The sequence below is a fragment of the Caulobacter sp. genome, assembly GCF_965279145.1.
Taxonomy (GTDB): Bacteria; Pseudomonadota; Alphaproteobacteria; order Caulobacterales; family Caulobacteraceae; genus Caulobacter.
This window is the reverse complement of the sequence record NZ_OZ257139.1, coordinates 2,813,365-2,839,800: the sequence shown is the minus strand read 5'-3', so window position 1 is coordinate 2,839,800 and position 26,436 is coordinate 2,813,365. Positions and strand designations below refer to the sequence as shown.

Below are 26,436 nucleotides of genomic sequence, written 5' to 3'. Positions count from 1 at the left end.
GACTTGCGGCGGTTAACCTGACAGCTCCGCCGGCGAGTTTGACTGGACGCCCCTGGTGCCTTGACCGGATCCTTCTCGAGGTTGCGGTCGCGAGCGTAGGGTCCGAGGCGGATTTTCCCGGCCCCTGACGCGTCTGGGATGGTTCCTCTGATCAGAAGCGACCGATGCGCGGCCTGCCTGGCTGGCCATATTCAGCGATCCACTGGACGACGTCGCCGTACTCCTTGAGAGAGAGCCTATGTTCGCACTGGCTTTCCGCCTTGCGTGAGCCTGCCGTGAACGAAGAACTGGTAACCAGCATCGCTGTTGGCGCCTTCGCAAGTTCGAGGACGCCCAGCAACTGGCGGACTACGCCGACCTTCACCGGCTTGTCCGCAGCGTAGTGCTTTACCTCAACGGCGCACAGAATTCGGCCATGGGGAAGGTTGACGTAAGCGTAGATGTCGACCCCGCCATCGTTGCCGGGCGGCGTCAGATGCACCTCGTAGTCCATATCCTCCAGCAGATCGGCGACCACCTCCTCGAACTGTCGGGGCGTGAGTGCGTAAAGGCCCTTCGGTTCGCGCCGAAGCCGATCGATCAGATGGTCGTTGACCCGGATGAGTTCGGGCTTCGCCGCCTTGAGCAGTTCTGGTTTGGGGACGACGAGACTGCCCTTAGGACCATAGAGTTGCCCCTTGACCAATGCGCGTGCGCCTTCGTCCGACCGCCGCGAGGCGACTTCGTTCATCGCACTAAGGAGCGCTGGATTGCCTCGAGTTGCTTCGAGGAAGAGATCGAGAGCTTCCTCAGTTAGCAATGGACCGAGCACCTGACGCGCGAACTTTCGCGCGTCAGGTGCGGAAAGCTCCCGCAGATGCAACTGGCCGCCGGTCAGTTCCTTCTCGATGGGCTCACGGCGCGAGAAGATGACCGCGTCAATCGTCAGGTGGTTCGTCAGGCGCTCGGTGATGTCGAGAATGTCGGCCGGCGCGAGAACATCGGCTTCGTCCATGATGATCGCGCGCGGAGGATTTCGCTGCTCCAGCAGGCTGTCGATCCCAACCTTAATCATCGTGCGCGCTTCAGCGGGATCGAAGGGCAGGAGCCAAAAGAGCGGAGGCCTTGTCCACCGGGACATGCGAGTGAAGTGATTCAGGAGCGCCGTCTTACCCACGCCTGGGCCGCCGTGGACGATCAGGGGTTTGGTCGGCGCACGGCGAACATGGTCCTCAAGCCAGGCCAACTCGCGCTCGCGCCCAACGAATACACCCGCTCGGCCTGCCGGCCCGAAAGTGCCTTCCACGTCCAAATCCACTCCCCCCGCGACTTCAAGGCAGTAGACCTGACCATAAGAGGTGTCGCTGAGCCAGGCACCCGCTCAACGCGATCCAACATGCTGTTGTCTGCCGCTTCGTTCCCCTCCCGGCGATCAGATGCTCGCCAAGAGGGTCAATTGCCAGGTTTCCCTTCAACCCGCTGACCAGGATCTCGTGCCCAAACTGTGTGGCCTGACGTTCATTCCTCCACGCGTGGAGCAACGTCCGCCCACGCCTTGCCCCATCGCTCAGATGCATGAAACAATATGGCGAGCTGCGCCATTTCTAGACCTTCGGGCCATGCGAGAACCGGACATTTGATTGTCACGAGCGGCCCCTGTGGCAGCGCTGGAAAACACGACATCTGGCTCGCTGGCTCCGGGTCGCTAAGGCACCGATCTTCTACCGCAAGAACTTCGTCACCACCCGATGCTGGCGAATGCCTTACGATAGTGGCCAAGAATGAATCGGGAGCGATTGCGCCCGGGGTGCAGATGGAGACGCTGTGGCGGCAAGTCCCGAACTCGCAGGCGGCGCTGGCTTCACATTCGAAGATGCTGTGGTCGCCTACTATCTGACGGCTCTGCTCTCTGAGACAGCGGCGCGCGGACTTAACAGCTCTGGACCGAGCCACGTCAGCGTCCAGCGCGGTGCCCTTGGACACCCACTGGACGACGTCACGGTGGCTTCCCAAACGCCCAGCGGCTTGGTCAGCCTCGACCTGCAGGTCAAGCGCGCCTTCGCGTTCAAGGCCAACGAGTCGAATGGCGACTTCTTCGACATCGTGGCCAGAGCCAGCCAGACCCTCGGCGCTTCGACCTTTCGAACCGGCATCGATCGGATCGGTGTGGCTACCGATGAGATTGATGCAAGCCACCTGCGCCAGGTTCGGACGGTCTGCGAGTGGGCGCGCGATAGCCTCAACCCGGCCGACTTCCTACGCCGCATCGATACCCAGGGCGTCTCCAGCAAGGCCAAGCAGGCGGTGGTCGCCGCCGCGCGCGAAGGACTCACGCGGGCCTTGGGCCGTCCCGCTGACGTGTCGGACATCCATCGTTTCCTCAGCCACTTCGTGCTGTTGCGGTTCGACCTCCTGGACGAAGCCGCGGCGGACCAGGATCTCGTGCTCGACCGTCTGAGCCGTGTGCTCGTCACCGACCAGCCCGGCGCTGCGCTGGAGGTGTGGCGCAGTTTGCGTACGATCGCCCGCGACATCGCCGGGCGCGCCGGGGGCTTGGATCGAGAGACCCTCCGTTTGCGGCTCGGCACGCCCGAGCGCTTTTCGATCACGCACCGATTGGCGGCCGACGTAGAACGGCTGGTCGCCGAAGCTCAACTGGCGTTCTCGACGATCGAACGCGACATCGACGGTCTGCAGATCGCGCGACCAAGCTTAGTCGAAGCGATTGGAGTGGGCTTAGTCACGCACCGGCTGGTCCAGATCGTAGGCCAGCCTGGCGCGGGCAAGTCTGTGCTGCTGCGCATGGCAGCCGAGGGCGCCGTGCATGAGCCGCTGATAGGTTTGCGATCGGATCGGATCGAGGCTGGCGGATGGCCAGCCTACGCGCGCGCCCTAGGTCTGACTCACGCGACGCCGCTTCCCGTCTTGCGCGAGATGGCCTGCGCCGGCGATCCGATCCTGTTCATCGACGGACTCGATCGTGTCGTTGGGGTCGCGAGAACCCTGGTGCAGGAACTGGTAGGCTTGATCCTGGAGGATCCCACCCTCGCGCGATGGCGTATCGTCGCGACCCTGCGCGATGGCGCATGGGAACAGGTTCGGCGCTGGCTGCCAGCGCTCAAAGCCACTCTGTCCCACGCTGTTGAGGTCAAGGGCCTCTCCGACGCCGAAGCCGAGATCGTCGCGGCCGACCGTCCGCGCCTACGTGAACTGCTCTTTGGACCCAACGATGTTCAGGAGATCGCCCGTCGGCCGTTTTTCCTCGGCGTGCTGGCCAGCGCGATCGATCTCGATGCTCAGACACCATCAAGCGAGACCGAATTGATCGGCGCCTGGTGGGCGGGGGGCGGCTATGCCGCCGAAGGACCCGAACGTGCTCGACGCCAAGAAGCGCTGGTAGCCCTCGCCAAGCACAGCGCCGCCAACCTCGGCCGCAAGGCGCGCATACGGGGCCTCGACCACGAGGCTGTCGAGTCATTGAAGGCCGATCGGATCCTCGTTGATGTCGAACAAGGGCACACGGTTTCCTTCGCCCACGACATCTTCTTCGAATGGGCCTTCACGCACCTGCTCATCGATGCCGAGGCCGGTTGGCGGGAGGAACTGGTCAACGCCGGTGAGCCGCCGGCGCTGGGGCGACCGGTCGAGTTGCTATCACAGCGGTGTTTCGAACAAGACCAGGCCTGGGAAAACGAACTTGCTCTGCTCGAGGCTGGCCAAACGCGCAGTCAATGGCGGCGGGCATGGCTCATTGCGCCGCTGTCGTCTCCGCGCTTTTGGACGCAGAGCGCGGCTTTCTCCAAGGCGCTCGTCGGCGGCGAGGATTGGGGTCGCCTGGAACACTTACTGACTTGGTTCCAGGCCGTGCGCTCACAGCCTAGCCACCGTGATTGGCACGCCTTGCTAGGCGACCTTTCCGAAGCAGACATAGTGCGCCTGGCTGACAACCTAGCCATCCCAGACGACCTCTCCACGTGGACCCGGTTCCTGTACTGGCTTCTGCAGGAGCAGATTTACATTCCGCCTAGGCTGTGGCCATCGGTGCTCACCTGCGCGGAAGTTTGGCAGCGTGCATTCCCAAGGAGCCGCACGAACGTCACCGAGAGTCTTTTGACCCTCGCCGGCGACTGGCTCGCAATCATCGAAGAAAAGCGCAGAGGGGCCACTTGGGATCGGAAGCGCTCCCCCGGCGACCTGGACTACGACCAGGAAAAGGAGCTGGCGCAGTCACTTCGAGGGTTCATCTTCGGAGCCGCTGTGGTTTTCCCCCAGCACACCCAAACCTATCTTGAGCGCCTACTGGCTGAAGAGCACGCCTCGCACGACGCAATCGCTAGCGTCGTCTCCATGTCCGCCTTCGTCGCCCGAGCTGACGCGCAACGCTTGTCCGCGCTCGTGCTCAAGCTAGCGGTCGAATTGCTGCCCCGCGCACAAATGCAGCGCGAGGCGGACGATGACGCTGCGGCGCGCGCAAAGGCGCTCGAGTATCCGGAAGGATCGCGCGAACGCGATCTCCTAATGCCTTCGGGACTGGGCGGGTGGATCAACTCTTGGGACTGGGACCATCTGTCGGTGCATGGCCTTGATCAGCACATTCAGATCCCTTCCCCCATCGCCGAGCCATTTCACGCGTTGTTCGCGGTGAACCCAGATCTTGCCCTCAAGACGGTCAAGGCGTTGTGCGACCACGCCGTTGCGGCATGGCGCGAACTCCACGAACTCGATCCTGACGAGGGCGATGGTACGCCCTTGCCGCTTGAGCTCGATTTGCCTTGGGGACGTCAGACATTCTGGGGGGCTGAGCGCGAATATCTGCTCTACCGCGGCGTCTTCTCTCCGCAGATCATCACGGCGAGCTTGATGGTCCTGGAGGGATGGGCGCTCGCCGAACTCGACGCCGGCGCGGATCTCGACGCCCTTTTACATCGCATCCTTGAGGGTTGCCAGCACAACGCCCTCCTGGGAATCGCCTCGACCTTAGCGCTCAGCCGTCCGACCGCCAGCGCCGCCACCCTGCCGCTCGTTACAGCTCAGCGCCTTTGGCATTGGGATATCGGACGACTGGCGCGCGTCGATTCCACGGGTGCGCCGGCAAACGAGATCACTGCGATGGGGCGGCGGCGCGAGTTGGTAGCCCTCAAGGCTGCCAACGGCCGACCAGAACGACGGTTGTGGATCGGCAGCCTAGCGGGGCTATTCCTGCTCAACGCAGAGCCTGAGGTTGGAGCGGCTTTCAAGGCGGCGGTCGCCAAGTTCGGCGACGATGCGGCGTTGGATTTCGCTGAGCAGGCCGAGGACGAAGCCTGGGTCGCCGAGCGCAAGCGGCAAGGCGCACGCTGGTCGGCGTTCGGCGACCCCGAGGCCTATTCGATAGAGCCGGTCGAGGGCGGTGTTCAGATCGAGGCTCGTCAACCAGATTCCACCGACGAAGCCGATATCCGACAGGTCCAAGAGCTTAAGGACACCCAACGTTGGATCGCCTTAGCGATGTGGGCTGCCCGGGCGCTGGGCGAGGCGGTGGAAAGCGTTGGCCTGTCGGACGAGGTGGCGATTGCCGAAGCCCAGGCCCTTGACGCGCCCGACTTATTTGAAGATCGGGATCAATTCGGAGGCCTGGAGGAGCTACGCCGTGCTGGCGTCGCCGGGGCGGCGGCCTTCGTTCTGCGCGAGACGCGCTACCAAGACGAACCGCTCCTTGCCTGGGCTCAGGACGTTACCATGCGGGCCTACGGAACCCCGCTGAGCGGCGACGGCATGACCTTCGCAGAATCAATTCTGAGCCATCATCCCCTCAAGTTCGTCCCAATCGGTCTAGCCGGCATCATCCGCCGCGGGCGACCAGTCGAAAGCGTCGGCTACGGTTTGCTCAACATGGTCAGGTGCTTCGTCAACGAAGTCTCGGTCGCCGCCGCCCGCGCCGCATACAGCCTGGCCGATGTCGAGCCGAGGGTCGCCGCCGCAGCGCTGCGGCTGGTCGTGGCGCTTGGCATAAGGTCGGACGCTCCATTGGCGCGTCGCAGAGATCGGAACCGCGCTGACGGGATCCGCCAGGCGGCCGCAGACGCAGCATTCGAGGCGGCCCTGGCCGTGGCGTCGGGCAAGGCGGCATTCGGCCTGCCGGAACTGCCGATCAGCCACGACGATCTGGAAGAGGCCGATGACGGAAAGCCCGATGATGAGGCTTGGTTGGACACCACCTTTCTCACCGCGCATCTAGAGGGGCTCGTGGCGCCGCCCCCGGGCCTCGATGAGGCCGTGAATACGCTGGCCGACGGATTGTTGCGCTGGACCCTGTCACGGGCGAGCGACGATGAACGGCGTGGCCGCTCATCTTTGATTGTCTGGCGCGGGCAACTGATGCGCTGGATGGCCTGGCGTGCGCGACCGTGGCCCGCCGAGCAAGTCATCGCCTTGATCGTTGATCCGATCGCCGCTGAAGAAGACGCTGCATGCCTTCAGTTGCTCGAGCCGTTCATCGGCATCTATGCCGCAGCGCTTATGCACGAGGCCGATGAAATAGCTCCCGCGACCATGACTGTCATGCTCGCCGCGGCGCGGCGGGTGGCGGCCATGGGTCCTGCTAGCCGCCACGCCTATGGTTCTGACACCCGCCAACTTCTCCGCGACGTAATGTGCGTGCCCCATATCCGAACAACCGGCGCGCGCCGGTTCGCCAACGGCGAATGGCGCGACGTTCCCGTCCTCTGGCCCATAATCGACATCTTGCTGCCGGCCCTGAAGCGCCGCAGCGATTTCGCCCAGATTTGGCTCAGCCTCCTCGAGCACGCCCACGCGCACTACCCGATCGCCCGGTTCGCCGCTGAAGCCAGTTTGATCCTGGACGCTCTGCCCGCCAAACAAGCTAAGGAAAGTGGCTTCCTGATCCGACTTGGACCTATCCTGCAGACGCTACTGGATCGTGGTGATCCTTTGGAGAGCGCGACACGCGAGCGGCTGCTGCGGATCCTTGATGTGCTCACCGACGCCGGCGACCGGCGCGCGGCTCAACTGCAACGGAGCGAGCACTTTCGCACCGTGGCTCGAGAGGCATAGTGTACGGATATTGACACAAATCCAGGAGGAGGACTTCTGCCTTCGCTACGCTTCGGCGGAGTCCGATGCAAATGAAAGGACCTTGCGCTCATACCCGGACAGGGTGCTGTCAGTCTAACGCTAACAAGTTTCCGTTTCGCCCGGCATTCGGGCCATTTGCGGAGACCAGGCTTGAAACCGCTCTCGTTTAAGCGCCATCGCTTCCCGACCGAGGTCATCAAGCATGCGCTCTGGCTCTACTTTCGTTTCAGCTTGAGCCTTCGCGACGTCGAGGAGCTGCTCGCCGAGCGCGGGATAGAGGTCAGCTACGAAACCATCCGCTGCTGGGCCAAGAAGTTCGGACCGGCGATCGCCAGGCGACTGAAGCGACTTCGCCCCTCCCCTTCTCCACGCTGGCACCTGGACGAGATGGTGTGCAGGGTGGGCGGAAAGCGCATGTACCTGTGGCGCGCCGTGGACGATGAAGGCGAGGTCCTCGACCTGCTGGTCCAGCGCCGTCGAGACACCCAGGCGGCCAAGAAACTGCTCATGAGGCTGCTAGGCCGACAGCCCGTCGAGCCCAAATTGATCACCACCGACGGGCTAAGATCCTATTCGGCGGCCTTGTCGGAACTGGGTTTGGAGCACCTTCATCGGGCGGGTCGGCTCAGGGAAAACAACAGGGCGGAGAATTCTCATCTGCCCATCCGCCAGCGAGAGCGGCGAATGCAGGGCTTCAAAAGCCAGTCGTCCGCCCAGCGTTTCCTCACTACCCACGCCGCCGTGTACAACACCTTCTACACCCAACAACACCTGATCAGCCGCCCTACCCTTCGGCGCTTCCGCGCCGAGGCGCACGGCGCATGGGCGAAGGCCACGGCCTAAATCGGCCAAGTATTGGCCTTTCTCGACTTGCGGCAGTTACCCTGACAGCTCCCTTCGATGAAGGGCGTCGGTGTGACCTGCCCACGAAGAACCAGTACGCATCTCCAGGCGGAAAAAGTGTCCCTGGTCCCTAGAAAGGGGCAACGAACGAACCAATCGAATTCACATGACCGTTTCCCAAGACCTTCTCCCCGGCGTGCCACTGGTCGAGTCCTGGCTGCTCAAGGCCTCTCTGGATCAGATGGGCCTGACCGCAATCGAGCGTAACATTGCCCTGCAATTGCATGAGCAGGGTTTTGCCGTCCTGGATTTCCCGGACGATGATCTGGATGCGCGCATCGATCGGATCATCGAGACCCTGACCCCCCAGTGTGCATTCGACCATTGGCGCTCCGAGGGCTGGGCCGCCAATAACGGCCTAAGGGTTCAGGATGCCTGGAAGACCAGCGAAGACGTGCGCGCCATTGCGGTCAATGAGGCGGTGTTAGCCCTGCTGGGCAAGCTCTATGGCCGTCGGGCCTTTCCGTTCCAGACCCTGAGCTTCCCGGTCGGGACCCAGCAGCATATCCATTCTGACTCGATTCACTTTTCCAGTATTCCTGAGCGCTTCATGTGCGGTGTCTGGCTGGCCATGGAGGATATCCATCCCGATGCCGGGCCACTAGTCTACTACCCAGGCTCCCACAAGTGGCCGATTATTTACAATGACATGATTGGCAAATTGATCGGGGCCGGCGCGGACTTTCTGGCCCAGACACCCTACGAGAACGTTTGGGCAGCCCTTGTAGAGGCGACCGGTGTGCAACCGGAATACTTCCATCCCAAGAAGGGCCAAGCTCTGATCTGGGCTGCCAATCTGCTGCACGGCGGTAGCCGGCAGAAGGACCCTGCCCGTACCCGCTGGTCTCAGGTGACGCACTACTATTTCGACGACTGCACCTATTACACGCCGGCCTATTCGGACCCTCCGGTCGGCAATCTGGACCTGCGTCAGATCGTGGATCTTTCGACTGGTCAGGTGGTACCCAACATCTATATTAATCGGCCGATCTCCGAGATCGTTCGACGGGAGCCGCCCCCGCCTGCCGCCCAGCATCAGGCCGCCCTCGTTCCGGGCAAGATCCCGGCCGACTTCGACCCCAAGCGCTATCTGGCGCTCAATGCCGATGTGGCCGCAGCGAGGGTGGACGCCCGAAAGCACTTCCTGAAGTTCGGGATCCGCGAGAACCGGCGCTACAAGTAGTTCCGACCAAGCCTAAAATCAGCCGGACGGGCAGTCGTGTGTCGATGGCAGCGCGGGCGACTTACCTACGAACAGTCCCGCCCCCTATCGAGCCAAAACTAACAAAATGAAGAAACTTGTGACCCAAGGCGCCAATAGCGCACAGCCCCACCTTGTCGATCTGCATGTTGGCGCCTTGATCAAGACACGGCGCAAAGCCTTAGGGATTTCACAGTCTGCGCTTGCCCACGCGCTGGGCATTACTTTTCAACAGGTCCAAAAGTATGAGCTGGGGTCCAACCGCGTCAGTGCATCCAAGCTCTATGAGATCGCCTTGAAACTAGAGACGCCGTTGGCGTCATTCTTCGAAGGCCTGGAAGCGCCCGTCGACGGAGGCCCCATTGCCGGGGGCCTGACCGAGTTCCTTAATCAGCGCGGCGGCCGCGAATTGGTGGCGGCTTTTACGGCCATGTCGCCCGCTCTACGCCGGCAGTTGGTCAGTATGGCCATGGCCATGGCTGCGACCGACGACTAAGCGCTCAAGCCAGGCTCAACGGTTCAGAGTGAGCTAGATTACTGGCTAGCTGGCCTTGCCTTCGCACCGCCCGATGACCCGCTGGACGGGCAAGTAGGGAGTTTCGTTGTGAGCCAATTTGGCAGGTCCCCTGCGCCATCACCCGCCAGAGAACTATGCACCGGGTCATACTCTCTCAGTGCTGAGCGGGCCGAATTTATACAGTGGGACTCTATTCATGACTGGTCGAAACTCGTCGGAGTTTCAACCAGTTGGGGTGGTGATGTGCGAACGGGGAACGCTCAACGACGTTCGGCTGTAGACGAGCGAACCTGCGCTGAAAGCCGACCCTATCGACCAACGACCTTGCCGCGCTGGCCGGCGATCAGGCTAGTGCCTTGGTTAGTGGCCAGATCGCTGCCCTGACCGGAACCCAGCTTTCAACGTTGCGGGGGGTTACTGCATTCACGCCTGCGCAATTGCCGGGCGTCACTGCGGGCCAGCTTTCACCGTCGCGGTGACTGACTTGGACCGACTGTCTGCGACTGAGCTACGGGCCTGACCGCCACCCAGATCGGCGCGATTACGGCAGAACCGATCACTGGCCTTTCGGCAGAACAGTGGGCTGGCCTTGGTGTCAGCCAATTGCAGGGCATGGCCGCCAGTCAGTTGGGCGCGCTGGACGCCACCCGCGTTCGGAATTGCAGGTTAATGCACCGGTACGCCAAACGATGCGCTCATCCCTTGCGCCACCGCTAAAGTACAGGCGGGCTCCGGAACGGGGGCTCCAACCCACACTACTGAGAATACCACTGTGATGAAGATTTACCGCAACGGTCTGGCCGTCGGTTTGGCACTCACCACGGTCTGGCCTTCCTCTACCTTCGCCCAGACCAGCGCCAGCAAAGGACAGGCCTTGCAGCAGCAGGCTTCGGCCGAAGCGCCTCGGTGTGCTCGCAAACTTGGCACGCTCTCGATCGTCGATGGCGACGATACCAGCGGCTGGACCCAATATAATTTGGCTTCACCACAGAAGATCTTGCGCACGATCGTTCAACAGTCCGGATGCTCTAACCAGGTCGATCGGGGCGCGGGTATTGGCGCTGCTGAGAGGGAACGCGCGCTTAGCGGCAACCTGGGGCTTCAACGCGGCTCCAACGTCGGTAAGGGCCAGGTTAAGGCCGCTGACTACCTGCCGGTAGCCGAGGTCCAGGGCAGCAACAGCAATGCCGGCGGCAACGCCGTGGCCGGCGCGCTTGGCGGCCTTATCGGCGGTCGGGCCGGCGCGCACGTCGCCAGCCTCAAAACCGAGAAGCTAGAAGCCAACACCGCCCAGCGCCCCGTCGCGCTTCGGTGGACCCCAATGGTTAGCGGCGAACTGGGTCACACCATTCCCGCTGGCGCGGTCGTCTATCCGACGGGGAAAAGCAGGAGCTCCGGCGGGAGGCGGCTGATGAAAACGACATTGTAGGCTGGCTGCTGAATACGGGCCTAGCGCCGAGCAACTTAGAGACTGGCCAACCTTTTGTTTCGGCCCCGCTCCGAACTGAAGCCCGTAACACATTCTTATAATCAACTTAAAGTTGTTATCACTCAAACCGTTCGCGCCCGCTCAAGGGGCTGTGACGTTGGGTGCGGTACCTTACAATCAAAAAGGGAAAACGATGGCTACGATCAATGGGACAAGCAGCTCCAACACGCTCGTCGGCACGGCGGCTGACGACTTTATAAACGGCGGCGCGGGCAACGATCAACTAACAGGGGGCGGAGGCAACGACGTCTTCCTTTACCTTGCGCGAGGATTTGACAAAGATATCATTACTGACTTTTCACCAGGAGATAAGATAGATTTTTCCGCTTTAAACATTTCTGACTTTTCTCAGTTGCAGAGATTTATTTCTCAAGTCGGACCCGACACGGTCATTACATTGAAATATTTTAATGACGTTGAATCTATAACTCTTCAAAATGTTCAATCATCTTCCCTCACGGGATCTTCGTTTATCTTCAATACGTCTTCATCTAGCCTTACTGTAAACGGCACCACCGGATCCGACTTTCTATTTGGAGGGCTCGGCTCGGACCGCGTAAATGGCGGGTACGGCAACGACATCATTTCAGCAGGTGCCGGAAATGACTTCCTGACCGGGGACCGCGACGACGACTTCTTGATTGGTGGCCTAGGCGCGGACACGTTTCAGTACATTGATCGCCGCTTTGATCGAGATACGATCGCAGACTTCTCAGCCTCGGAGGGCGACCGCATAGACCTCTCGGCGCTAAACATTGCTGATTTTTCTCAGCTTCAGCGATTTATCACTCAAGTTGGATCCGATGCAGTCATTACGTTAAAATATTTCAACGATGCTGAATCTATAACTCTTCAAAACGTGAAAGCGTCTTCCCTCACGGCATCCTCATTTATCTTCAATACGTCCGCTTCCGGCCTTACTGTAAGCGGCAGCACCGGATCCGATTTTCTATTTGGCGGGCTCGGCTCGGACCGCGCAAATGGCGGGTACGGCAACGACATCATTTCCGCAGGCGCCGGAAATGACTTCCTGACCGGGGACAGCGACGACGATCTCTTGATTGGCGGCCTAGGCGCGGACACGTTCCAGTACATTGATCGCCGCTTTGATCGAGATACGATCGCGGACTTCTCCGCCTCGGAGGGCGATCGTATAGATCTCTCGGCACTAAACATTGCCGAGCTCTCCCAGATTCAGAGGTTTATTACTCAGGTTGGCTCTGATGCAGTCATTACATTAAATTACTTCAGCGGCGTTGAGTCTATAACGCTTCAAAACGTGCAGTCATCTTCGCTTACGTCATCTGCGTTTATTTTTAATACATCTACTGCTGGCCTTACAGTAAACGGCAGTACCGGATCCGACGTTCTATTTGGAGGCGTCGGCTCAGACCGCGTGAACGGTGGTTACGGCAACGACACCATTTCCGCCGGCGCCGGGAATGACTTCTTGACCGGGGGCAGCGGCAACGATCTCTTGATTGGTGGTTTCGGGGTCGATACTGCGATTTTTTCCGGCTCTATGTCGAATTACATAATAACGCAAGCAAATGACGGAACGGGGAACTGGCTGGTTAGAGACATTCGTTCGGGATCACCCGACGATACTGACACGCTCTCTAGCGTGGAGTTTCTCCAGTTTACTGATCAGACGTTCGTTACCCCCGTCGGGGCGCTAGCAGCCGGCGTCGTGGACGCCTTCCAGAACGTGCTCCGAAGCGACCCTTCGGCTCCGGCGAACACGGCGCTGGTGACGTCCTTGGCAGGACTGTCGAGCAACGTCGCTTACAATGCTATCACTACCGCCGCGCGCGCGACCACATCGGTAGCGACACTGGCCTACGAGTTCTTCACCGGCAAAATCCCCAGCCAAGGCGGCATCGACTATCTGGTCTCGCCAACAGGGCCCAACGGGAACAACCTCAACTCCGCCTACTATCAGAGCTTCAATCTGGAAAACCGCTACATCAATTTCGCGGTTAATCTGGGCAAGATCGGCGAGGGTAAGGAGGCGTTCTCAACCAAGTACGGCGCTCTATCGCTTTTCGACGCTACCCGCGAAGCCTATAAGACGATCTTCGGCTCGACGCCGACGGACACTAAGATCCATGCCCTCATCGATACCCGCGCTGACTATTTCGCATCCTATGGGGGCGACGGCGTTGGCGGCCAGGGAACTAAGGCCGCGATGGTCGGCTGGCTGCTGGCAGAGGCGGCGAAGGCCGATGTGGGAATGTACGCCAAATCCAACGACGCGTTTCTGGCGGACCTTGCCGACGGTGCGACCTTCGCGATCGATCTGATCGGTGTCTATGGCAAGGCGGAATACGCCTATTTGGGCTGACCTGAGGGCGTGACGGGATCTGGATCATCGCTGGTAAGAGCCAGAACCGGTTCTCCACGAAAACGATGCGGAAAATGAAGCTACAGCTGTCCCCCGTCATCACCAAAGGCTCAGATTTGAGGTTGTAATGTAAGGAGGATCTGGGCTTCGTCGCAGTGATGAATGAACGAAGATGAAGCCCAGACCCTCTGACCTGCCCCTGATCTTTCATCCAACGCGGACCGGAGTCTCGGCTTTGGTTACGCCGGATGGCGCGGTTGGAGCAACTGGCCGAGCCGTGGAGCGTCCACATTGCGCAGCGGGCCGGCCCGTTGCGTTGGCAGCGCGACGATTGTTAGCTGAACAACGCTCAGGGCGAACCTAACGCGAACTTCCAGCCAGTAACGGGCCGCTCAGCTAGCTCCATCGTGATCCAGAACTGGCCCGCTTTACCATCGAGCGTCTGCTAGATACCTGGTCGCCAGAGCAGATCAGGGGCCATCTCAAGCCCCCCCCCCCCAGCTCCAAGCCTATGTGCTGCGTTGGCCATCTGCGCTGCGGGGCGATGAGCGGGTGCGGAGTTTCGTTTCCTGACTCGTCGAGAAGACCAAAGAGACAAGCGGCAGTTAACCGATCAACAAGTCCGGCCCTTTTGCACACGCTGATTTTCGGGAAAGATCAGCCCAACCTCGCCGCATGGCCTGCGATCACACGCCATTGCCCGGACGCTTGGGACCATAGCCGCGTATAGGAGTATGTCCCGTCGATCGATGTCCCGGCGAACGTTCCTGCAAGATCGGCCTTCATCGTTGCGAGCACGGTCTCCCCGATCGGATGCAGTCTGCTGTCAAACAGGTCGAGCTTGCTTAGCCTCAAGATACCGGACTCGTGGGCCGACAAATCCTGATCCTTGCTTAAAACCGTCCCATCGGGGCCGGTGAAAACCAGCTCATCATCAATCAATAACGACAACGCCGGCACGTCGCTGGCGAGCATTGCGGCTCGCAGAGCTTCCTCACGTTCTTCGATTTCGGCAATTCTGGCCACTCGCCACAACTCCAATTTGGCCTCGCCTTAATCATAGGCGGACATCTTTGAATAATATCTCTATATAATTAGACTATTGTCGTGCCAACGCGTATTCGTCAGCTTTTACCCTGAACTAGGGCTGTCCTTGACCTCATGGCCGAGCATACGAAGCGCTGGTTCTACGGGCCTGACCTATCCCAAGCCAGCGGGCTGAAATCGGTCATTCTCTACCCGATTTTGGGTCGTATCGCGGAACGAGGTTTGCCTGACATCCAGTGGCGAGAGCCCCTGAGGATCGGACGCTAGCTCGTCATACCGACCAGATCACGCCATCGGGCGAAGCGGCGCTGCAAGCTACTAGGTCAGCTCAAATCATTTAGGGCTTCGGGAGCGCCGCGCATTCTCAGGCGACTTTCTCTGTAACCAAGCCGCGACGCCCTCAAGCGGGCACAGACAGTTGCCCCCGGATCGCCGCATACTAGCTCTGGAGCCTGCCCCCCTTAGCTTACCCGCCTAGGCCGATCGCCTTTTCCGGGTCAGATGGCCGCACCGTCCGACGCTCTCTTCGTCGGAGCAGCAACTTCTTTGACTAGCCATCCCGCATGCCGAGATATCCGCAGGCCGCACCGGTCGCAATCAGGTTCGTCGGCGCCCCCCGCACTCAGAGTCAATTCTGGGCTTCGATTAGTAGCGCCAGCTTTCGCTACAACCTATGGAGAAGCGGCGGCTGAAACAAAGACTAGAGGCAATCCCCACCGTCACGTAGGTCAAACGCTAAGGGCTAGCGAGGGCGTGCTTGAGGTAATTCCGCGCGCGATGCGTCTATGCCTGGCAGCATCGCTGAATCGCCTCGGCCACATGTCCGGCGATGTCGTCCTGCACCTTCAGCAGATCGCGCGATGAACGATCATAGCTCTGCGACCAGACCACGAAGCCGTCGGCCGCGCGCACGACGCGGGCAGAGACCCGCAAGGTGCCGCCGGATCTGCGCAAGCTACCGACGACCACGTAGTCGACATTCAGCGCCTTTGCCGTTTCAGCGACTGTCATTTTCTTGCCCTTCAGCGCGAAAGAATCCAGAGGCGCGGTCACCCGCAATCCATCCACGTGATTGAGCCGCGTGATCAATTCCTCGGTCATCCCATCGGCGAAATATTCTTCGTTCATTGCTTGGCTTGTGAGGTCCAGAAAAGAAAGAACGGCCACGGCACGTGCGGGGCGAGGTCGAACCGCAGGCGACGGTGACGGTGACCGAGGGGTGTCGGCGGCGGTATAGCTGCGGCTCAGAACGATGAACCCCATCGCCACAACCAAGGCCGCGACGGAACCCGCGAACAACTCGAGCGGTCGCCGATAGGGGGATGATACCACCGGTCCGGAGATTGCTGGACTGACTTCCCTCTCGACGGAAGCCACCAGCCGGTAACCTTGGCGCGGCACGGTGGCGATATAACCCGGCTCCCTGCGATTGTCCCCCAGTAAGCGGCGGAGCGAAGTGACCGCTTGGTAAACCGAATCCTGCGACACCATCGTGCCCGCCCAGACTTCGTCGAGGAGTTGGTCGATGGTGACCGTCCGTCCAGCATGCTCGGCCAGGCACACGAGGAGCCGCATTGACCGATCGTCGACGCGCAGGCGCTCGCCATCGCGGGTAATCTGACAGGATTTTGGGTCGACCGACCAAGTGCCAACGCGGAAGGCCGATCCAGACAGAGGGCTCATTCTTCTACGGAAGCTCCGGTATTTGGATAGGTTTAAAAGCCCCGCTCGGGACGTGCGAAAGTCTCGCGAACGCGGAAGACGTCAAGGCCTAACGGTCCAGAATCGTAACGACTAATCTGCCTTATTTGAAGTTTTCAGAGTTTTTCAGGCATCCATTCAGGACCTCCTCGACGGTCGTTGGCATCGTGGCCAAGCGCTGCTGTGACCTGGCAGAGGCGCGCACGGCCAGGCCTTTGACCTCCCCGTAACTGACCTAGGAGCCTCTTAAATGACCCGAAACCTGCCTTTCCTCACGGCCGCTTTAGCTATGGGCGTCGCCATCGCCCCGGCTAATGCTCAAGTGCTCCTCAATCCTGATGACGTGCAGGCAGGGGCATACGCGATAGACTCGAAAGAGACGTTGGTCCGCTATGGGACCATCCACATGGGCATCAACGAGTTCTGGGGCACCTTTCCCAACGCCAAAGGGACACTAGTGCTCGACCCAAAGTCGATCGGAGACGCAAAGCTCGACGTCTCCGTACCGGTAGCCACGGTTTCAACCACCAACAAGGACCTCGATACCCAGCTCCGGTCGTCGGCGTTCTTCGATGCGGCGAAGTATCCCAACATGCGGTTTGTCTCGACCTCGGTGACCCGCACCGGCCCGACGACGGCCAAGATCTCCGGCGACCTTACCTTGCACGGCGTCACGAAGCCGATCGTGCTCGACGCCACATTCACCGGCGCAGGCCCAAATAGCTTCTCCGAAGTGTTCACCATCGGCTTCAAGGCCCAAGGCGTTATCAACCGTTCAGACTTCGGGATCGGTAAGTGGATTCCAGTGATCAGCGACGTAACAACTATCAATATCAGCGCGGCCTTCGAGAAGAAAAAGTAGGTCCTCGACTGGCGACTGGGCCGGTTCGCCAGCGCGCTACGGCGTTACATGGTCGAGGGCGTTGCGGCCCTCGTCGAGGGGCGTAGAAAGGCCATCGAAAAACCTGGTCCGGCCCCGGCTGGCATAGAGAGCGATCTCGTCGGGGCCTACCCCAAGGACATTGGCGCGGTCGTCGTCCAAGCCAAAGCCCGCGATTTAGGCAATGTCGCCGGCGATGTATGGGCAGTGCTCGACCGGCAATACAGCCTGGAAATGGCCGATGGCGCGGCGATTTCCCTCAATCGAGACGGGCTGTTCTCGGACCACGAGGTCACCGAGGCCGCCAGCGAGATACGCCCCTGATCCTTCTTCAGTTATGATCAGCTAGAGAGCAAGCGCCCGCTTCGACCGGAACGTCCAGGTTTCGTAGAGCGATAATCGCCCGTTATGCAACCGTGAGCGCCGAAGAGCGCGAAGCCTCAGGATGGATGCCGGAGTTCTACAACAGAATGGTGGCACTGCCAGGATACTCGCGAAAAGCTGGCTTCGCTATTTGTCTCAAACGTGGCTACGGAAGGCACCATGACCCTGCTGGGCTATCTCGACTGGTCACACTAGCCAGCCGACCTTTCACGCCAACAGAGACTCGGGCCGCTCCAGGGCCCCGACAGCCGAGACTGTGCCGGGCGGCGATGACCGCCCCTTCGCGGGAACAAGCATTCGATTGTGGGCGGGATCATCGCCGCTTCTGCGTTCGCGGCTCTAGGTCATGCGAACGCCGATATGCGCCAAAAGGCGCGCCGCCAATTCGGGTCGAGCCGAGTCTGTCGCACAGGCGACCACCGGCGCGAGGACCGCGACTTCGCTCGCTTCGAGAAAAACGTTATCGCTCACGTCGCCGGACGCCCAATCGTAGAGCGCCCCCAGATAGTTGGAATAGATAGTTCGCCCCAACCGATCTGGATCTACAGCCGCCGAAATCAAGCCGGCTGCCTGGGCTTGCGCCATCGCGTCGGTGACGAGCTTGGCCGGGTCGCGACCCAGATGTGTACCTTCGAAGAGCACACGCGGGATCCTCACCAGAACTTGGCGGTAGAGACACGCGTCGTCGACATACATTCGCGCCGAAAAGATCGAAGCTTCGAGCGCAAGTTCAATACCAGTAGCGTCGGTCATAGCCAGAACCGCATCAATGCGGTCCAGCGCCGCGTTCATCACGGCAAGCGCGATGGCGTCGAACCCCCCGATCAAGTTGTAGATAGTTTGAGGGGCCACGTGAGCGACGCTGGCGATCTGACCTAGCGATACCTTGTCGATCCCGTGCGCGCGCCAGAGCGAAGACGCTGCGGCGATGATCGCCGCACAGCGCAGCGCCTTGCCGCGCGCGCGCAGTGCCAGCATCAAATTTGGATTGGGATCTAAATTCATTGTTCTATCAGTTTTTAGATTGTATTCCAGATTTCAACAAACGGTACCTTGCGGTCGCCTTCTAGCACCGCGCGTTGAAAGCATCTCCTTGGGCCTTTTTGATACCCATGCTGGCCTAAGCGCCCGATACGACGCCGCCAGATCGGCCGGCCAAATGCCAACCGGCGTGATCATGGATCAATTGCTGTCGGCCAGCGAAGCCATCATCAACGGCAAGCGGACCATTACCGTCGGCACACATAACTATCTAGGCCTTGCTTTCGACGAGGCCTGCATCGAGGCCGCGATCGCGGCCGTAAGGCGCGAAGGAACCGGCACATGCGGCTCGCGGGTCGCCAATGGTTCGTTCTCGGAGCATTTAGCGCTGGAGCAAGAGCTAGCTAGCTTCTACGGCATGCGCCACGCCATGGTGTTCTCAACCGGATACCAGGCCAATCTGGGGATCATCTCGACCCTGGTCGGGGCCGGTGACTTCCTCCTGCTGGACGCCGACAGCCACGCCTCCATCTACGACGCGTGCAAGCAAACCCAGGCCAGCGCTGTTCGCTTCAAGCACAACGACGCCGCCAGCCTCGATGCGCGCCTGCGCCGCTTGGCGGGCGAGCCCGGCAATAAACTCGTTGTCGTCGAGGGCATCTATTCAATGTTAGGCGACATGGCTCCGCTGAAGGCCATCGTCGAGGTCGTCAAGCGACACGGCGCCTACATCCTGGTGGACGAGGCCCACTCAATGGGCGTTCTAGGCGAGCGCGGCTGCGGCCTGGCAGAGCAGGAGGGCCTGCTCGACCAAGTCGACTTCGTAGTCGGAACCTTTTCCAAGAGCCTAGGCGCAGTCGGCGGTTACTGCGTGTCCAGCCATGAGCAGTTCGACATCCTGCGCGTGGCTTGCCGCGCCTACATGTTCACAGCCTCGCTACCGCCCGCCACCGTCGCGTCAACGCGCGCTGCGCTGAAGGTCGTCCGCGAACGCCCGCAATTGCGCGCCAAGCTTTGGGAAAACGTCCACCGACTGTACAATGCCTTGGACGGAGCTGGCTTCCAACTAGGCTCGACTCCCAGCCCGATCGTCGCAGTATGCCTGCAAGACGAAGCAACAACCCTTGCCATGTGGCGGGCGCTACTGGATCGTGGCTACTACGTCAATGTCGGCCTGCCGCCAGCCACACCCTCTGGTGAGAGCCTACTGCGCTGCGCTGTTTCGGCGGCGCATTCCCAGGACCAGATCGACGGGCTAGCCAATCAAATGATCAGCTTTGGCCAAGCTTCGGGAGCTTTGCAAAAGCTCCGTGGCAGCGCGAAAGCCTGAAATGAGACTGCACATCAGCGCTACGCTCTACTTACCCAGGCGCTGAGTAGGCCTATTCGTGTCGAAAGCCCTCAGTTCGGTGGTCTAGACCTCGCCTATGGCTGCTGATGAGTGGGCTCAGTAAATCGGCCATACTAATCGCCCCACGAAAGGAACGTTCTAAGTGGAGCTAGTGCACTTCACGGTCGCCGAAGATCATCTGATCGGCCATCTCTACATCCCAAGTGGTAGCGGTCCATCCCCGCTATGGCCGTCGTGGACACGGTGACCAGGGCAGCAGCCTTGGCGTTCGATCACAGGGCTTAGGGACGAAGCGGCGGTGCGCCGCGTTAAGTCTTGGCCGCTATATTGGCGATTGGTGGAGCCCCTTGCATCAATGCGCCGCACCGGCGCCAGAATGGGGCTACGCCCCACTACGAGCGTCAGGCGTCGCGATAGACTGCAACCGCCCCGCCAGGTCCGCTCTTGCGCGCCACAATACAGGGACAACGGCCGTTGCCCTTGGTGGCATGGTCTTCGACGGCGAGAATTTCAAAGCCGGATGCGCTGAACAGGCTGCAAAGTTCAGCCTTGTTGAAAATGTTGACATAGGGCGCCCTGCCGACCGCGCGCATCACCGGCAACAGGGCCTGACCGACGAGCGGGTTCATATCGCCCAGACAAGGCGTCTTTGAAATGAACAATCCCCCAGGAACCAGCAGCGTGCGAATATGGTTCAATGTCACCAGCAGGTCGCGCACCAAATGCAGGTAATTAAACCCCAGCACCACATCATAGCGCGCCCGCGCTAGCATAGGGGATTCGGCCGTGGCAATCTGAAAGGCTAGACCGGCCACCAGACTTGACCCTTGCTTCTGCTTGGCGATCGCGATCATGCCGGCCGAAAAATCTGTCGCCAGATAGCTTGCAACGCCGTCCGCCAGGCGTAGTGCCGTGCAGCCAGTGCCGCAGCCCAGCTCCAGCACCCGGTCCTGGCTGCGCAACAGCGCTTGGGTCCGATCCAGCGTGCGCTCATAGCCGCCCTGATCGGTGGTGACATCCTTGGCGTATTTGCGCGAGATGCGGTTCCAAAATCGCGCGTCGCTGGCTTTATGCATGCTGGATGGCTCCATGATAACAAAGCAAGGCCTCAGCAGCGAGGCGACTTGTGGCCGTCGGCCGGGGCGTAGCGGCCATCCGTTCGGACGAATGGGATGTCCCCCTCTCCTGTGACCAGTGTGAATCCGCTTCGAAACCCGACATCACGCATACGTCCGGACCAGACACGGCCCGAGCGCCCCTGCGCGCCGCGCGCATCGTACGCCGAGACGAACGGGTCCGACTTCACTGGGCCAGTCGCTCGCAGTTCGACCAATTGAGTGCGCTCACAGACCACGCCGGAGCGCACGTCCCGGGCCCTGGCGACCAGGACTGGCCACTGGCCGAAGGTCTCGACGACACGGAAGCCCGGTGCCCGCCCAAGGGGCGCGCCAATCGTCACAGAGGGCCATGCGCGCGCCAATTCAAGACCACTCGGTGTGGACCTAAGATAGAAGATGCCGACCGAGCCGGTCGCTGGCGCGTGAGCCCCTCGGGCCTCGGCCGATGCGAGAAGGATGCCCCCGCCCTCCAGAGCCAAGACCATACGAGGCTCATATAGATAGGGCCCATCGCCCGCAGCACCCCATTCAGGATGGGCCTGAACGACCCGCGAGAAGGCCGCGTGCGGATCGGGAAGTACGCGCTCAAAGCTGGAGACTTCGGCGGGGGCCTCCGCCCCGGCTATGGCGTGAATACCGATCGGATCAGATGATCGCGCGCCTGGCGCGAACAAGCCATGCCCGACGTCGGCGACCGCCAGCAAGAGCGCCACCAAGGCGACAACGAGTCCGGGCCAGTCTCCCAGAATGAGGTTGAGAAGCGCAGGGTCGCGCGCCGGCCGAGCGCGAACGTTCCGACTGGAAGGCGGGAGGCGAGAGTCCGTCATGAGCAAGCTGAGCCATTGTTCAGCACACAAATTACCGCCAAAGACCTAGCGATGCTGGGCCGGGGATGTCCTGGTGCATCGGCCTGACTGGCCACGATTGCGGGTCTGCCGGACGGAGGACCATGGTCGGTCTGGCGCCGTATGTCGGTCGCCGCCGATAATTTCAGGATCGGAGTCACCGCCATGATCCTGGCTATCCTGGCGGTCGCGGCCATGTCGCTACAAGCGCCGCCCTCTGTGACACAGACTGCGCCCGACGGGGCCGCTGCTGCCGGGAGCCTTAAAATGACCTCCGGACCTGAAGCAGCAGCGAGGGACTAGCCTTGGCGCGACGCATTTCAGTGTACTGGAGTGGCGCGCTATCGCGGGGACCTGCGTGAATCTCGCGGTCGTAGCCGAACGTATAGTTTGTGACGTTCAGGAGCTCTAGGCGCACGACTGTGGCGCTGCTGGGCTTCCATTGCCCGAAGGCCGTTACGTAGGGGCGAGAAACTGTCCGACGGATTTCCCGGACCCTGAAGGTTGCTCCATGCTCGGGGCTGCAGCCATGCTCAAAGCCATAGGAAAACCGTCCGCCGGAAAGGTCGTGAACAAAGCTCACCGAACAGCTGAAGGCTTGGTCGCCTTGGACGCGACGGATCCGTCCCGTCACGGGATCCGTAACCTCGGTATGGGACCAGTCGCCATTCAGCTGGACGCGGGCGTTTGCAAGTCCAAGCTTTTCGGTTGGTAGGGTCAGCCTCACTTGAAGCTGGTCCGATCGGCCGTCACCGATATTGCCTACGCCATCGAAGCCGCCGGCCAGCGGGATAATGTCGACCACGTCTTTGATCTTGGCGTGACGGACGGTCACCTCCGCCACGCCCTTGCCCCAGAAGCGCCATTCATAGACGCCTTCGACAATCGTGGACCGCGCGGGCTCGAGATTGGGGTTACCGGCTTCGACTTGACCGACATCGATGTCGGCCGAGGCGACGAAATCTCCAAAGTCGAGCTGTCCAACTTCTCGCTCGAGCCGGACACGAAACTGATGCCCAACCCAAGGCGTCCAAGTCGCCTGTAGCCGCGGTTTGGGATAGACGAAGGACTTGGCTAGATCGGTGTCGCCAGATTGGCTGATCTTGGAAACCTCCACGCGGACGGCGCTCTCCAGCGTGAACTTGGAACTGGGACGCCAAGTGGCTTGACCGAAGACTTCCCCGCGCACTTCGGAGACTTTGACCTTCGCGGAGGGCAGCGCAATGGGGATGCCGTTCTCCTCAAAGCGGGTGGCGCTATCGAGGACATTGTAGGCAGCCTCAGCGCCTGCCTCCACGGCCCAGGCGTTAGCTGGCCGGTATCGCAGGACGCCCTTGGCGACGCTCTCGCGCGACCGCTCGTCCAGGCTAAAAAGCGTACCGCTCCCTGCTCCGGACGTGAGGCCTGCATAGTCTTGCGTGAGTGCGGTGTGGAGACCCACGATCTCGGCCTCCAGTTTTGGCGAAAGGTCACGTGTCCAGTTACCCCCTATCTCAAGCCTCGTCAGCTCGACGCGTTCGGTATTTGCGCCGCCGTCCCCCGCACCGGATAGGATCCGCAGATCTTGCTCCCTTTTACTGGAGGACCAACCCAGCAGCCCGTTCAAGCTGAGCTTGCCGCCGGCCGCCAAGCCTTGCCAGCCCACGGTGCCGCGAGCGTTGCGGAAGCCGTCCCGAAGGTCGAGGTCCGCGTTTTGGATCAGCTTGCCGGCAGCGTCATACCGGCGGCGGAAACCCTTGCCGGTGGCGTCCGTACGATCCATCCGGGTGGTGAAGGACGCTTCCAGGAGACTGTCCCCCTCCCGACGCGAAAACTGGCCGGCCACCCGGGGGGCGACGTAGCCGTCCGGATAGACGGTAGTATTGAGTTCAATAAGGCGCGAGGCGACCGCGCTACGCTTAAGGATGACATTGACCACCACCGAGCGGCCTTGCATGTCGACGCCCGGTGCGCCGCCACGGATCAGCTCAAGACGCTGAACGCCATCCGCGGGGATACGGCGCAACACCGCATCGATGGCCTCGCTCTTGGAGTTTGGTCGACGGCCGTCGACCAGGACGTTTGCGGCGGTCCCGGCCAATCCCCTGACGCTGTCGCCAAAATCTAGCGAGAACCCAGGCAAGCGCTGGACCATGTCCAGCGCGCTCGCCGGTCGAGACGCCGCAAAGAAGGCCGGCTCGAACGTGAGCACGCCTTGCTGATCGGCATTGCCCCCCTGGCTCGCAGGCGCTTGGGCGTGCACTTCGCCACAGAAAGTCATCAACGCTGCGGCCAACCATCCGGCTCTGGTCATGGCGATCTTCGTCCTAGCCGGACGCGCCACGCCGGACAGGTATTCCAACCGTGCGCACGCCCCAAAGACCTGAGATATACGTCGTCAACGGACCGACACTGCTGTCCGAAACGTCCCGGTACATCGACGGGAAGATCAGGGCGGAAGTTTCTGGCCGATCGGCGTTAGCGAGCAGAATAGGCCAAGGTTCTCGTCAGGCGTGAGTGTCCGTTGTCCGCGCGCTGGATTTCGGGGGCTGGCGCGGCTAGCACCAAGCGATCGGACCGCAAAACAGCAACCACAAGATCGCTGAGCCTGGCGCCTTTATCGCCGCAACGTCTCGAAGAAAACATGACCTCCAAACTGTCGCCGCGACGCTGTCCTGGTGCATCGCCGCTAATGGTGTTGCGGTGGCAAATTCCAGATGGTGGCCCCGCAGTCATTGCTGGAGACCAAGTTTGCTATCGATCGTTCTGGCCGCCACCATCTCGACCAGTCAGATCGGCGATCTCAAGGCTGGCACAGATATAATCGCCGACAATGCTATCGGCATGGCGATCGATCGCGATCCCGGCGCCAACGCAACGCCTCATATTCGCGTGCTGCCCTGCTACAAGTGCGAGCCCAAACACGAGCCGGATCCGGCGGTTGTTCGTGAGCTCACCGTTCTCGACACGGCCGGCAAGGTCATCTTTAATCTGCAGCTAAGCGCAAGAGAAACGCCCCGCGCCAACAAGCAAACGGGTTTGTCTTTTCCGGCCGACCCCGCCCTGATCGCGGCGATGGCGCAAGGCAAAACGCCTACCTTCGGCGATACGTCTCAGCGCATTGTAGAGATTATTACACTGAGTAGCGCGCGCGAGGCGCCACGAACTATGGGCACCAGCCAAAGTTGGTCCGGCGCGGCTTTGATAAGCGAGCGGGACGCTGGCGCGCGCCATGGCGAGGATAGCGGCGCTTTGGATGTCTACTATCTCAAACCTAAATGGGCCGCGTTCCAGGTTCTTAGCGCTTACCCAGGCGCCATATTCGGCAGTCCCTTTGGGAGGCGCCTCAATCGTTCGTTTCCACCAACTTTGGCGATGAGCCGGTGATCGCCTGCGACAGCATCGGCTTGTGGCAAGGCGTGGCTTGCGCCAGCACCGCCCTCTACGAGCTTGGCGAGGCCAGCCCACGGCGGTTGTCGCCTTTCGGCCGGGCTACGACGATGTCGCCGCCGAGGGCCAAGGCCCCAAAGCAGTCTCCGTCACAGGATCAATACGAAACATCATCAGAGGAAAATCATTTGATGTTCAGTTTGAAGGGACGTCAAGATTTAGGAAAATATTCTCGCGGGAAGGTGCGGGATACATCGAGACAAGTAGTGACGGTGATTTGCCACAGCTCTAGCCATACGCCGATAAATTCCGTCGATATAGCGTTTGGATGCACCCCGATCCGAGGCCTTCGGGCATGAAAGGGCCCGCGCCCACAGCCTCAAAGGCCGCGATTGACATTCTCGTCCGCGACTACGCCAACTATCACCTCGTCTTCGCGATCGGCGGCGCTTTGGTCGTGATGGCCGCTTTTGGCCTGGCTGCCCTAAGCGTTCGCGCGCTGGCTCGATTGAAACACACAAGACCGGCCCATGGGATTAGATTCGCCCGCTGGACTTACACCGCGGCCGCGGCCGCCGGATTGCTGACAGGGGCCGGCATGGCCGTGCTTGTTTTGGCGAACCTGGGAAACGCCCTTCACCCGGCAGCGGGATTTGCAGACGCGATCAAGCCGATCTCCGGCCAACGCGCGCCGTCCCAGCGCAGCGCTGTTCAGGACGCCGGCGCGGCCTGGATGGCATCAGGTGAGGCTGCCATGCCCGTCGTGCTTAGACGCGCGATCGAGGCGCGCCTTGCATGGCAGGCGCCCAAAGCCGCACTGTCGCTGACAGGCTTGACGTTCGCTGCGGTGTTTTCCGTTCAGTGGTGGAATAGGCTCCTCAAACGAGCTCGCCAAACGCTACCTTTATCTAGGTTTGCTTTGACGATGGGCGTCGCGGTCGGTTGCTTGATGGCATTGATAGTCTTACTTCTGATTGTCCTGACGCTGGCCAATCTGCAGGCCTCGATCGCGCCCATCGTTCTGACCTTGATCATGGGATAACCGCTGATGGCGCGAGCGGAGGCGCGGGCGGGATATCGCGACAATGGCGACAGCGGTGGCAGGTGAGCGCTTGGCCGTCCTGCGGCAACAACCGCTACCGTCTCTATCTTCAAATCCTGATGATCGCCAAGACGGCGCCCAACAGGTCGGGCCTGGCGCGCTGGTGAACATGCTGCGCAGCCGGTCCGTCGCACGCGCCCGTTGCATGGCG

General features: G+C 61.0%; 17 protein-coding genes and 2 pseudogenes. 12 read left to right on the top strand and 7 right to left on the bottom strand.

Annotated features, from left to right (window positions below):
• Window positions 1-151 precede the first annotated feature (151 nt).
• A complete protein-coding gene (locus tag ACQY9P_RS13205) occupies window positions 152-1,285 on the bottom strand; it encodes a restriction endonuclease (RefSeq protein ID WP_421740099.1) in 1,134 nt (377 codons plus the stop codon).
• Window positions 1,286-2,004: 719 nt separating this feature from the next.
• Between ACQY9P_RS13205 and ACQY9P_RS13200 the strand changes: the two genes are divergently transcribed.
• The 6 genes from ACQY9P_RS13200 (at window position 2,005) to ACQY9P_RS13175 (ending at window position 13,507) form a co-directional block, all read left to right on the top strand.
• Window positions 2,005-7,032, top strand: coding sequence for a hypothetical protein (locus tag ACQY9P_RS13200; RefSeq protein ID WP_421738819.1), 5,028 nt, complete (start codon window positions 2,005-2,007; stop codon window positions 7,030-7,032).
• A 171-nt stretch (window positions 7,033-7,203) separates the two neighbouring features.
• Entirely contained in the window at window positions 7,204-7,896 is a 693-nt protein-coding gene (locus tag ACQY9P_RS13195) for an IS6 family transposase (RefSeq protein WP_421738820.1), read from the top strand.
• 166 nt (window positions 7,897-8,062) lie between these two features.
• Window positions 8,063-9,139, top strand: coding sequence for a phytanoyl-CoA dioxygenase family protein (locus ACQY9P_RS13190; protein WP_421738821.1), 1,077 nt, complete (start codon window positions 8,063-8,065; stop codon window positions 9,137-9,139).
• A gap of 106 nt (window positions 9,140-9,245) precedes the next feature.
• Complete coding sequence (locus ACQY9P_RS13185) at window positions 9,246-9,653, top strand: helix-turn-helix domain-containing protein (protein ID WP_421738822.1); 408 nt, start codon at window positions 9,246-9,248, stop codon at window positions 9,651-9,653.
• A 796-nt stretch (window positions 9,654-10,449) separates the two neighbouring features.
• Window positions 10,450-11,103: a hypothetical protein gene (locus ACQY9P_RS13180; RefSeq protein WP_421738823.1), complete on the top strand. Its 654-nt coding sequence runs from the start codon at window positions 10,450-10,452 to the stop codon at window positions 11,101-11,103.
• 193 nt (window positions 11,104-11,296) lie between these two features.
• Complete coding sequence (locus ACQY9P_RS13175) at window positions 11,297-13,507, top strand: type I secretion C-terminal target domain-containing protein (RefSeq protein ID WP_421738824.1); 2,211 nt, start codon at window positions 11,297-11,299, stop codon at window positions 13,505-13,507.
• A gap of 190 nt (window positions 13,508-13,697) precedes the next feature.
• Here ACQY9P_RS13175 and ACQY9P_RS13170 read toward each other — a convergent pair.
• Window positions 13,698-13,799 (bottom strand): annotated as a pseudogene (locus ACQY9P_RS13170) (hypothetical protein); the annotation flags it as partial.
• A gap of 108 nt (window positions 13,800-13,907) precedes the next feature.
• Here ACQY9P_RS13170 and ACQY9P_RS13165 point away from each other — a divergent pair.
• Window positions 13,908-13,994 (top strand): annotated as a pseudogene (locus ACQY9P_RS13165) (hypothetical protein); the annotation flags it as partial.
• A gap of 170 nt (window positions 13,995-14,164) precedes the next feature.
• Here ACQY9P_RS13165 and ACQY9P_RS13160 read toward each other — a convergent pair.
• Both ACQY9P_RS13160 and ACQY9P_RS13155 read right to left on the bottom strand, forming a co-directional pair.
• Window positions 14,165-14,533 (bottom strand): nuclear transport factor 2 family protein, encoded by a 369-nt coding sequence (locus tag ACQY9P_RS13160; protein WP_421738825.1) that lies wholly within the window; start codon window positions 14,531-14,533, stop codon window positions 14,165-14,167.
• 804 nt (window positions 14,534-15,337) lie between these two features.
• Window positions 15,338-16,237 (bottom strand): FlgO family outer membrane protein, encoded by a 900-nt coding sequence (locus ACQY9P_RS13155; protein WP_421738826.1) that lies wholly within the window; start codon window positions 16,235-16,237, stop codon window positions 15,338-15,340.
• 268 nt (window positions 16,238-16,505) lie between these two features.
• Here ACQY9P_RS13155 and ACQY9P_RS13150 point away from each other — a divergent pair, with 268 nt between their 5' ends.
• Window positions 16,506-17,117 carry a YceI family protein gene (locus tag ACQY9P_RS13150; RefSeq protein WP_421738827.1) on the top strand — a complete coding sequence of 204 codons (612 nt, stop codon included), beginning with the start codon at window positions 16,506-16,508 and terminating at the stop codon, window positions 17,115-17,117.
• A gap of 48 nt (window positions 17,118-17,165) precedes the next feature.
• Complete coding sequence (locus ACQY9P_RS13145; protein WP_421738828.1) at window positions 17,166-17,459, top strand: hypothetical protein; 294 nt, start codon at window positions 17,166-17,168, stop codon at window positions 17,457-17,459.
• 399 nt (window positions 17,460-17,858) lie between these two features.
• Here ACQY9P_RS13145 and ACQY9P_RS13140 read toward each other — a convergent pair whose 3' ends face one another.
• Entirely contained in the window at window positions 17,859-18,524 is a 666-nt protein-coding gene (locus ACQY9P_RS13140; protein ID WP_421738829.1) for a TetR/AcrR family transcriptional regulator, read from the bottom strand.
• Window positions 18,525-18,612: 88 nt separating this feature from the next.
• Between ACQY9P_RS13140 and spt the strand changes: the two genes are divergently transcribed.
• Window positions 18,613-19,830 (top strand): serine palmitoyltransferase, encoded by a 1,218-nt coding sequence (gene spt / locus ACQY9P_RS13135; protein ID WP_421738830.1) that lies wholly within the window; start codon window positions 18,613-18,615, stop codon window positions 19,828-19,830.
• 422 nt (window positions 19,831-20,252) lie between these two features.
• On the opposite strand, the gene ACQY9P_RS13130 is transcribed toward spt, so the two are convergent.
• Together ACQY9P_RS13130 and ACQY9P_RS13125 are read right to left on the bottom strand one after the other, a co-directional pair.
• Window positions 20,253-20,927 carry a class I SAM-dependent methyltransferase gene (locus ACQY9P_RS13130; RefSeq protein ID WP_421738831.1) on the bottom strand — a complete coding sequence of 225 codons (675 nt, stop codon included), beginning with the start codon at window positions 20,925-20,927 and terminating at the stop codon, window positions 20,253-20,255.
• Between the two features lie 1,149 nt (window positions 20,928-22,076).
• Entirely contained in the window at window positions 22,077-24,155 is a 2,079-nt protein-coding gene (locus ACQY9P_RS13125) for a TonB-dependent receptor plug domain-containing protein (RefSeq protein WP_421738832.1), read from the bottom strand.
• A gap of 389 nt (window positions 24,156-24,544) precedes the next feature.
• Between ACQY9P_RS13125 and ACQY9P_RS13120 the strand changes: the two genes are divergently transcribed.
• Both ACQY9P_RS13120 and ACQY9P_RS13115 read left to right on the top strand, forming a co-directional pair.
• The gene (locus ACQY9P_RS13120) at window positions 24,545-25,180 is read left to right on the top strand and encodes a hypothetical protein (protein ID WP_421738833.1); all 636 of its coding nucleotides are present in this window, start codon (window positions 24,545-24,547) and stop codon (window positions 25,178-25,180) included.
• A 358-nt stretch (window positions 25,181-25,538) separates the two neighbouring features.
• A complete protein-coding gene (locus ACQY9P_RS13115) occupies window positions 25,539-26,225 on the top strand; it encodes a hypothetical protein (protein ID WP_428150203.1) in 687 nt (228 codons plus the stop codon).
• Window positions 26,226-26,436: the final 211 nt, after the last annotated feature.